General features: G+C 72.2%; 9 protein-coding genes. 7 read left to right on the forward strand and 2 right to left on the reverse strand.

The window, feature by feature from the left end; genetic code table 11:
• Positions 1–8 precede the first annotated feature (8 nt).
• A complete protein-coding gene (locus ACFYMM_RS41315) occupies positions 9–461 on the reverse strand; it encodes a metallopeptidase family protein (RefSeq protein WP_388397267.1) in 453 nt (150 codons plus the stop codon).
• Positions 462–782: 321 nt separating this feature from the next.
• Here ACFYMM_RS41315 and ACFYMM_RS41320 point away from each other — a divergent pair, with 321 nt between their 5' ends.
• The 6 genes from ACFYMM_RS41320 to ACFYMM_RS41345 all read left to right on the forward strand — a co-directional run bounded on the left by ACFYMM_RS41320 (position 783) and on the right by ACFYMM_RS41345 (position 6,790).
• On the forward strand, positions 783–1,160 hold the full coding sequence (locus ACFYMM_RS41320) for a DUF3499 domain-containing protein (RefSeq protein WP_388397252.1): 378 nt from the start codon (positions 783–785) through the stop codon (positions 1,158–1,160).
• 138 nt (positions 1,161–1,298) lie between these two features.
• Positions 1,299–2,666, forward strand: coding sequence for a phosphomannomutase/phosphoglucomutase (locus ACFYMM_RS41325; protein ID WP_388397254.1), 1,368 nt, complete (start codon positions 1,299–1,301; stop codon positions 2,664–2,666).
• A gap of 239 nt (positions 2,667–2,905) precedes the next feature.
• Positions 2,906–3,076 carry a Trm112 family protein gene (locus ACFYMM_RS41330; protein WP_007382472.1) on the forward strand — a complete coding sequence of 57 codons (171 nt, stop codon included), beginning with the start codon at positions 2,906–2,908 and terminating at the stop codon, positions 3,074–3,076.
• Between the two features lie 86 nt (positions 3,077–3,162).
• Positions 3,163–4,332, forward strand: a complete 1,170-nt coding sequence (locus ACFYMM_RS41335) for an SIS domain-containing protein (RefSeq protein ID WP_388397257.1) — start codon at positions 3,163–3,165, stop codon at positions 4,330–4,332.
• A gap of 162 nt (positions 4,333–4,494) precedes the next feature.
• The gene (gene manA / locus ACFYMM_RS41340) at positions 4,495–5,646 is read left to right on the forward strand and encodes a mannose-6-phosphate isomerase, class I (RefSeq protein ID WP_388397259.1); all 1,152 of its coding nucleotides are present in this window, start codon (positions 4,495–4,497) and stop codon (positions 5,644–5,646) included.
• 163 nt (positions 5,647–5,809) lie between these two features.
• Complete coding sequence (locus ACFYMM_RS41345) at positions 5,810–6,790, forward strand: cation diffusion facilitator family transporter (protein ID WP_388397262.1); 981 nt, start codon at positions 5,810–5,812, stop codon at positions 6,788–6,790.
• 78 nt (positions 6,791–6,868) lie between these two features.
• Here ACFYMM_RS41345 and ACFYMM_RS41350 read toward each other — a convergent pair whose 3' ends face one another.
• Positions 6,869–8,872, reverse strand: coding sequence for a fructose-specific PTS transporter subunit EIIC (locus ACFYMM_RS41350; protein WP_388397265.1), 2,004 nt, complete (start codon positions 8,870–8,872; stop codon positions 6,869–6,871).
• 468 nt (positions 8,873–9,340) lie between these two features.
• Between ACFYMM_RS41350 and ACFYMM_RS41355 the strand changes: the two genes are divergently transcribed.
• A partial coding sequence (locus ACFYMM_RS41355) for an adenosylhomocysteinase (protein WP_388397270.1) occupies positions 9,341–9,462 on the forward strand: 122 nt, incomplete at its 3' end.

The following is a 9,462-nucleotide window of genomic DNA, read 5'->3' on the forward strand; positions in this document are numbered from 1 at the left end:
TGCCGGGTTCAGTCCTCCCCGTACCGGGGATCCACGGTCTCCGGAGTGAGCCCCAGCAGCTCGGCCACCTGCTCCACCACCACCTCGTGGACCAGCGCGGCCCGCTCGTCCCGCCCCTTCGTGCGGATCTCCACGGGCCGCCGGTACACCACCACCCGGGCCCGCCGGCCCTCCCGCGCGGAGACCACCCCGCCCAGCGGCACGGCCTCGTCGCTCCAGACCTCCCCGGCCCGTCCCTCCAGCCGAGGCACCTCCAGGACCAGGAAATCGATGTCGGCCAGCTGCGGCCACCGCCGCTCGAGCCGCTCCACGGAGTCCTGCACCAGATCCGCGAACACCTCGGCACGGCTGGCCGCCAGCGGCACCTGCGGCGGTGCGATCGGCCCGCGCATGCCCCGCCCGTGACGATCACGGCGACGGGGCCCGGGGCCGGTGGTACGGGGCGGTACACGGTTGTCCATCACTGGTGAAGCGTAGTCCTCGCTCGCTCTCCTCGCCCCCTGTCGATCTCATGCCGGCTTCATGTCGCAGGATGACTGTTCCAGCCAAGCTTGGGCTCGTTTCCGTATCTCTCCCCGGCGGTCGGTCTCAAGGCAATTGACGGTGTTTGTACCGGCTCATGACCGGACACGGAGTCGTCCGAGATCCCGACCGCCCCTGTCCGCGCAGGTCAACAGCCCCTGTTCTGAAGGGTGTGTGGGGCGATTCACAGCACGACACGGTGGGGTGACCTGGGGCAGAGTCGTCGCGGCCCGCTCAAGAGTGCGGTACCGTCCAACGTCGTGAGCCCTGTACGTCGCTGTTCGCGCACCGCCTGCGGCCGACCCGCCGTCGCGACGCTGACGTACGTCTACGCCGACTCGACCGCGGTCCTCGGCCCGCTCGCCACCTACGCCGAACCCCACTGCTACGACCTGTGCGCCGAGCACTCCGAGCGCCTCACCGCCCCGCGCGGCTGGGAGGTCGTGCGCCTCCTCGACGGCTCCGCCCCCGCGCGGCCCAGCGGGGACGACCTGGAGGCGCTCGCCAACGCGGTGCGCGAGGCGGCCCGCCCGCAGCAGCGCGCGGCCGGGGCGGCCGGCGGCGGGGCCCGCACGGCCGACCCCATGGAGGTCGCCCGCCGCGGCCACCTGCGGGTCCTGCGCTCGCCGGACAACTGAACCGACGCCCCAACTCCGCGATGCAAAAGCTTCGTTGACCCGCGTCGGGGCGAAGTCCGCGCGTCCGGCCGACCGCCCCACACCGGACTCTCACCGAAGCCGGGTAGTTTGTGGGCACCCATAGGACTTTCAGGAGGGTTGGCCGTGGCTGATCTGTCACAGATCGTGAAGGCGTACGACGTGCGCGGAGTGGTTCCGGACCAGTGGGACGAGCCGCTGGCCGAACTCTTCGGCGCGGCCTTCGTCCAGGTCACGGGCGCCCGGGCGATCGTCGTCGGCCACGACATGCGCCCGTCGTCCCCCGGCCTGTCCCGCGCCTTCGCGCGCGGCGCCACCGCCCAGGGCGTGGACGTCACCGAGATCGGCCTGTGCTCGACGGACCAGCTGTACTACGCGTCGGGCGCGCTGGACCTGCCCGGTGCCATGTTCACCGCCTCGCACAACCCGGCCCAGTACAACGGCATCAAGATGTGCCGCGCCGGAGCGGCCCCGGTCGGCCAGGACACCGGCCTGAGCGAGATCCGTGAACTGGCCGAGCGCTGGCTGGAATCGGGCGCCCCCGAGCCGGTCGCGTCACCGGGAACCATCACCGCGCGCGACACGTTGGACGACTACGCGGCACACCTGCGCTCACTGGTCGACCTGACCTCCATCCGCCCCCTGAAGGTCGTCGTCGACGCGGGCAACGGCATGGGCGGCCACACGGTCCCCACGGTGTTCGCGGGCCTCCCGCTGACCCTCGTGCCGATGTACTTCGAACTCGACGGCACCTTCCCCAACCACGAGGCCAACCCCCTCGACCCGGCCAACATCGTCGACCTGCAGAAGCGGGTCCCCGAGGAGGGCGCCGACCTCGGCATCGCCTTCGACGGCGACGCGGACCGCTGCTTCGTGGTCGACCAGAACGGCGACCCGGTCTCCCCGTCGGCGATCACCGCCCTGGTCGCCGCGCGCGAACTGGCCCGGCACGGCGGACAGGGCACGGTCATCCACAACCTGATCACCTCCTGGACGGTCCCGGAGGTGGTGAAGGAGAACGGCGGCACCCCCGTCCGGACCCGTGTCGGCCACTCCTTCATCAAGGCCGAGATGGCCCGGTCGGGCGCCATCTTCGGCGGCGAGCACTCGGCCCACTACTACTTCAAGGACTTCTGGAACGCGGACACGGGCATGCTGGCCGCCCTCCACGTCCTCGCGGCCCTCGGCGGCCAGGACGGCCCCCTGTCCGCGCTGGTCGCCCAGTACGACCGCTACGCCGGCTCCGGCGAGATCAACTCCACCGTCGACGACCAGGCGGCCCGCCTGGCCGCGATCCGCGCCGCCTACGAGCCCCGCGAGGACGTCACCCTGGACGAACTCGACGGCCTCACGGTGTCCGCCGCCGACTGGTGGTTCAACGTCCGCCCCTCCAACACGGAGCCCCTCCTCCGCCTGAACGCGGAGGCCCGGGACGAGGCGACGATGGCCAGGGTGAGGGACGAGGCACTGGCCATCATCCGGGCCTGAGGCCGAGGCGTACGGCCCGGATACCGAGGCCGGCCGTCCAGGGGGCCCTGCCCCCTGGACGGCGCCCCGAGCGCGGCCGGCCTCGGTGACACAGGTGCGCCGCACCCACGGCGCAGTCCGCCGAGCCCATGGCACAGGTCCGCCGAACCCCGCCACGCCGCCCCCACCGGCGGTACCCTGACCAGGCACATCCGCACACACGCCGTAGGGCCACCGCCCGCCCCCGAAGGGAACCCCCCATGCCGCTCGAAGCCGGCCTCCTGGAGATCCTCGCCTGCCCGGCCTGCCACGCCCCCCTCAAGGAGCAGGACACCGAGCTGATCTGCACCGGTCAGGACTGCGGTCTGGCATACCCGGTCCGCGACGGCATCCCCGTCCTCCTCGTCGACGAGGCCCGCCGCCCGGCGTAGCCCCGAGGCGCCCGCACCCCGCGGAGGACCCCTTCCGCACAGGACCGCGTCCGCACCGGACGCCGGCGATCGGAGGCTGCCGCCGAATGTTCGACGAATCGCTGCTCGACACCCCGGAGGGGCTCGCCGCGGCCGACCACAGGGGCCTCCTGCGCGGGGCCGCCGAGGCCGGCGCCCGCGTCCGTACGGCCGCCCGGTACTCCACCGAGGCCGGCATCGCCGACCTCAAGCCGGACGGCCGCCCCCGCGCCGTACTCATCGCCGGCCCCGGCGCCGCCGCCACCCACGCCGCCGACCTCCTCGGCACCCTCGCCGGCGCCGGCAGCCCCGTCACCCGGCTGGCCCCCACCGGAGTCGCCCCCGCGGCCGGCGCCCTGCGCTGGGAGCTGCCCGGCTGGGCCGGCTCCGTGGACCTCCTCCTGATCGCCACCCCGGACGGCACGGAACCGAGCCTGTCCCTGCTCACCGACCAGGCCTACCGGCGCGGCTGCTCGGTCGCCGCCGTGGCCCCCGCCGACACCCCTCTCGCCGAGGCGGTCAGCGGCGCGCACGGCCTGTTCGTACCGATGGCGACGGCCCCGTACGACCAGGACGAGCCGCTCGCCGCGTCCTCCCCGGGCGTGCTGTGGGCGCTGCTCACGCCGCTGCTCGCGCTCCTGGACCGGGTCGGCCTGCTCACCGCCCCGCCGGACGCCCTGGAGAAGGTCGCCGACCGCCTCGACGCGATCGCCGAACGCTGCGGCCCGGCCATCGTGACCTACAGCAACCCCGCCAAGACCCTCGCCGCCGAGCTGGCCGACGCGCTCCCGGTGATCTGGACCGAGGGCACCTCGGCCGGCCCGGCGGGCCGCCGGTTCGCCGCCGCGCTCGCCGAACTCGCCGGCCGGCCCGCCCTGGTCGCCGAACTCCCCGAGGCGCTCGCCGCGCACAACGCCCTGCTGGCCGGCCCGCTCGCCGCGGGCTCCGACCCCGACGACTTCTTCCGCGACCGGGTCGAGGAGCCACCCGCGCTGCACGCGCGCGTAGTACTGCTCCGCGACCGCCCGATCGGCGGCCTCACCGCCGCCCCCGGCGCCCGTGAGCTGGCCCTCAGCCACGACACGCCGATGAGCGAGCTGGAGCCCGAGGAGGGCGCGAACGGCACGGACGGCGCAGGCGCAGACGGCGCGGAAGGCGCCGAACTGGTGGCGCTGGCGGAACTGATCGCCGTCACGGATTTCACCGCCGTTTACCTGGCGCTCGCTTCGGGCGCCTGACCTTGCTGCGGGCCGGGTCGTCCGGCCCGCGCCCATGACCGGCACCGAGCAGCACACCGGCCGACACCGAGCAGCACACCGGCCGGCACCCAGCAGTTCCACCGGCCGGCACCGGCACCGGCACCGGCCGAGCAGCGTACGTACGGAGACAGAGAAACCACCATGGACCGCCTCGACAACACCATCCGCCCCTACGCCTGGGGTTCCCCCACCGCCATTCCACAGCTCCTCGGCGTCGAGCCCACCGGCGAACCGCAGGCGGAGATGTGGATGGGCGCCCACCCCGGCGCCCCCTCGCGCACCGCGCGCGGGACGCTCGTCGAGGTCATCGAGTCCGACCCGGGGGCCGAACTGGGCGAGAAGGCCGTGGCCAGGTTCGGGCCCCGGCTGCCCTTCCTGCTCAAGATCCTCGCCGCCGGCGCCCCGCTCTCCCTCCAGGTGCACCCCGACCTGGAGCAGGCGAAGGAGGGCTACGCCGACGAGGAGCGGCGCGGCATCCCCGTCGACGCCCCGCACCGTAACTACAAGGACGCCAACCACAAGCCCGAACTGATCTGCGCCCTCACCGAGTTCGACGGCCTGTGTGGCTTCCGTGACCCGCTCCGGGCCGCCGAACTGCTCGCCGGCCTCGGCGTCGACTCCCTCAAGCCCTACGTCGATCTGCTGCACGCCCGCCCCGAGGACGCGGCCCTGCGCGAGGTCCTCACCGCGATCCTCACCGCCGACCCCGAGGACATGGCCCGCACAGTCGCCGAGGCCACCGCCGCCTGCACCGGCCTCGGCGGCGACTACGCCCCGTACGCCGGCCTCGCCCACCACTACCCGGGCGACCCCGGCGTGATCGCGGCCATGCTGCTCAACCACGTCCGTCTGCAGCCCGGCGAGGCCCTGTTCCTCGGCGCCGGCATCCCGCACGCCTACCTCAGCGGCCTCGGCGTCGAGATCATGGCCAACTCGGACAACGTGCTGCGCTGCGGCCTGACTCCCAAGCACGTCGACGTCCCCGAACTCCTGCGCGTGGTCCGCTTCGAGGCCGGCGACCCGGGCGTGCTCCGCCCCGAGGCCGCCCCGGACGGCGAGGAGGTCTACGAGACCCCGATCGACGAGTTCCGGCTCTCCCGGTACGTCCTCCCGCAGGGCACCGCCGCCCACGACCTCACCCTGGAGACCCCGCAGATCCTGCTCTGCACGGCCGGTGCCGTCCGGGCCGGCGAACACGAGCTGACCCCCGGCGGCTCGGTCTTCGTCCCGGCGGGCGAGAAGGCCGAGGTCTCGGGAGCGGGCACCCTCTTCCGGGCCACCGTGGTCGTATGAAGTGATCGTTGACCGAGGTTGTGGATACCTGACACGCCGGCACCGGACCGGGCTGCAAGAATGGCCCACCGGCAAAGGACGGGCAAAGCGGGGACTCGGCCGCGGCGCCCGTCCCGGCCGGCGCAGACGGTAGACGTACGCAGGCGAAGGGACAACGCGACTCATGAGCGCGTCAGGCGGCACCAGGGCGATCGTGGCGGCACTCGGCGCCAACCTCGCGATCGCGGCATCGAAGTTCGTGGCGTTCGCCTTCAGCGGCTCCTCGTCGATGCTCGCCGAGGGCGTCCACTCGCTCGCCGACTCGGGCAACCAGTTCCTGCTCCTCATCGGCGGCAAGCGCGCCCAGCGCGAGGCCACCCCGCAACACCCGTTCGGCTACGGCCGCGAGCGGTTCATCTACGCCTTCCTCGTCTCGATCGTCCTGTTCTCGGTCGGCGGCATGTTCGCCATCTACGAGGGCTACGAGAAGATCAGCCACCCGCACGAACTGGACAACTGGTACTGGCCGGTGGGTGTCCTGCTGTTCGCGGTCATCGCGGAGGGCTTCTCCTTCCGCACGGCCATCAAGGAGTCCAACGAGCTGCGGGGCAAGCTCTCCTGGGCCCAGTTCATCCGCCGCGCCAAGGCGCCCGAACTGCCCGTCGTCCTGCTGGAGGACTTCGGCGCGCTCATCGGTCTCGTCCTCGCCCTGCTCGGCGTCGGCCTGGCCGTGCTCACCGGCGACGGCGTCTGGGACGGCATCGGCACGGTCTGCATCGGCGTCCTGCTCGTCCTGATCGCCCTCGTCCTGGCCGCCGAGACCAAGTCGCTGCTGCTCGGCGAGGCCGCGGGCCTGGAGGACGTCAAGCGGATCGAGACCGCGATCGTCGACGGCGACACGGTCACCGGCGTCATCCACATGCGCACCCTCCACCTCGGCCCCGAGGAACTGCTCATCGCCGCGAAGATCGCCGTCCGGCACGACGACACCGCCACCGAGGTCGCGAACGCCATCAACGCGGCCGAGGCCCGCATCCGCGCGAGCGTCCCCATCGCCCGCGTCATCTACCTGGAGCCGGACATCTACAGCGACGTCGAGGCCGCCAAGGGCCCGGACCCGCAGGCCACCCCGGGCGGCCCCACCCCCCACCCGGCCGACCACTGACACTCGCGCCGGGCCCCGGGCCTGCCGACCCGGTCTGCCGGGCCCCCGGACTCGGGCCCGGCAACGCACCCGGCGGGCTCAGCCGACCTCGCCCAGAACCTCCAGCACGGCCCGCTCGTCCGGTGCCGTCAGCAGCCGCTCCCGGAACCCGGCATCCATCAGCTTCCGTGACAACAGCGCGAGAATCCGCAGATGCTCGTCGCCCGCCGCCGCCTCCGGTACGGCGATCATGAACACCAGCCTGGCCTTCGTACCGTCCGGGGAGCCCCACTCGACCCCCTCGGCCGACCGCGCGAACCCGACGACCGGCGCGCTCACCGCGTCCGTCTTGGCATGCGGGATCGCGATCTCCTCCCCGAGCCCGGTCGTGCCCTGCTCCTCGCGCCGCAGCGCGGCCGCCACCAGTTCCTCCACATCGACCACCCGGCCACTGCGCGCCAGCAACTCCGCCATCTCCCGGACCGCGTCCTCCTTGCCGGCCGCGCCGAGCGCGATCCTGACGGTCCGCCTGGTGAGATGACCGGACAGGACGCCCGGATCGTCCGGGTCGTCACCGGCACCGTCCTCGACCACCAGGGCCCCGGCCTGCGCCGGTACGACAGCCCCGGCACCGACCGGCTGCCCACGCCCCTTGCGCCCGCTCAGGTCGATCAGGGTCACCGTCGTCAGCGCGGTCACCACCGTGCCGATCGCCACGGCCACGAAGAACACCGGAACGCCACTCACCGCACCGAGCACCGCCACGATCGGCCCACCGTGCGGCACCGCGTCCTTCGCCCCGGCCACCCCGGCGACCGCACCGGCCACCGCGCCGCCCAGCATGTTGGCCGGAATGACCTGCGCCGGCCGCGCCGCGGCGAACGGGATCGCGCCCTCGGAGATGCCGAAGCAGCCCATGAACAGCGCGGCGAGCCCCGTCTCCCGCTCCTGTTCGGTGTACAGCCGCCTGCGGACCAGCGTGGCCAGGCCCTGACCCAGCGGCATGACCGGGATCGCGGCCGCGCACATGCCCATGACCGCCTGGTTGCCGGACGCGATGAGCCCCGCGCCGAACAGGAACGCCGTCTTGTTGACCGGCCCACCCATGTCGAACGCGATCATCAGACCCAGGATCGCGCCGAGCACGATCGCGCTGGTGCCGGTCATCCCGCCCAGCCAGCTGGTCAGGTGCTCGAACACCCAGGAGATCGGCCTGCCGATGACATAGATGAAGAACAGCCCGAGCGCCGTGGTCGCCACGATCGGGATCACGATGATCGGCATGACCGGCTGCACGAACTTCGGAACCCTGACCTTCTTGATCCACAGCACCAGGTACCCGGCGAGGAACCCGGTGACGATCGCCCCGATGAACCCCGCGCCCGCCTTCGAGTCGTAGAGGTCACCGGTATTGGCGATCCAGCCGCCGATCATGCCCGGCACCAGCGCGGGACGGTCGGCGATGGCGTACGCGATGTAGCCCGACAGGATCGGGATCATCAACTGGAACCCGATGACACCGACGGCGTTGACATGGGCCCAGAACGTGCCCTCCGGGATCACGTAGCCCTTCGCCGTCGCATCACCCCCGAGCGCCAGCGAGACCGCGATCAGCAGACCGCCGACGACCACGAACGGGATCATGTACGAGACACCGTTCATCAGCGCCTTGTACACCGCGCTGCGCTCCTTGCCGCCACCCGCCGACGGGCCCGGCGCGGAAGCCGCTCCACCGGGGGCGTGCACGGGCGCGGACCGCACCTGGTCGAGCAGCCGCTCGGGATGCCGGATGCCCTCGGCCACCCCGACGGTGAGCACCCGCTTGCCCACGAAACGGCTCAGGTCCACGTCCTTGTCGGCGGCGACGATGATCCCGTCAGCGCTGCTGACATCGTTGTCATCAAGAACGTTCTCGGCGCCGATGGACCCCTGCGTCTCCACCTTCATGTCGATGCCACGGCTCTCGGCGGCCTGCGCGAGCTTCTCGGCCGCCATGTACGTATGGGCGATGCCGGTCGGACACGCGGTCACCGCGAGCACCTTCAACCGTTTGGTCTCGCCACTGCCGCTGCCCGTGGGGGGAGGGCCGGCCGGACTGGTCACGTCGATCTCCTAACGCCTTCGTCACACGCGACGCCGTCCCGGCCGCCCCGCGAGATCGATCGGAACTCCCGATCTCCCCGCATCCTGCAACACCCCGACCCCGGCTCCAAGATGCGAAAATCCCCGTACATCCCCTTCTGTCGGCTCCTGTTCCACGCATTGCGGCCACCTGCTCCCAACCCCTCCACGACCCTCGACCAACCTCCACCCCCACTCGCCTATGGCTTGAACCGTTCGGACATGGACTGGGGACGGCCGGGTCTCCCGGTGTAGCTTGGGACGGAGCCAGACGTCGCTGCTGATGGCGGTCGGTCGGTCCCCAACGGGCCGGCCGAGGGAGAGAGGGCCTCCGACGGACTGCGCTGCGCGCACGCGGGCATGCCTGTGTCCTCTTTCGGGCACCCCTGTGTCCGCCGCCGCGCAGACCAGCCCTACCCACCTCGCCCCAACCCCGAGGAGCAGCTCGTAATGACGACTGTCGACAACCGGCAGGACTTCAAGGTCGCCGATCTGTCCCTGGCCGAGTTCGGCCGCAAGGAGATCACCCTCGCCGAGCACGAGATGCCGGGCCTGATGGCGATCCGCAAGGA

Source organism: Streptomyces sp. NPDC006739, from assembly GCF_042869815.1.
In the GTDB taxonomy this organism is placed as follows: Bacteria; Actinomycetota; Actinomycetes; order Streptomycetales; family Streptomycetaceae; genus Streptomyces.

What these genes read in the sequence shown, in the direction of transcription:
- ACFYMM_RS41315 (WP_388397267.1), bottom strand. Translation starts at nt 461, where the DNA reads ATGGACAACCGTGTACCGCCCCGTACCACCGGCCCCGGGCCCCGTCGC.
- ACFYMM_RS41330 (WP_007382472.1), top strand. Translation starts at nt 2,906, where the DNA reads ATGCCGCTCGAAGCCGGCCTCCTGGAGATCCTCGCCTGCCCGGCCTGC.
- ACFYMM_RS41335 (WP_388397257.1), top strand. Translation starts at nt 3,163, where the DNA reads ATGTTCGACGAATCGCTGCTCGACACCCCGGAGGGGCTCGCCGCGGCC.
- manA (WP_388397259.1), top strand. Translation starts at nt 4,495, where the DNA reads ATGGACCGCCTCGACAACACCATCCGCCCCTACGCCTGGGGTTCCCCC.
- ACFYMM_RS41345 (WP_388397262.1), top strand. Translation starts at nt 5,810, where the DNA reads ATGAGCGCGTCAGGCGGCACCAGGGCGATCGTGGCGGCACTCGGCGCC.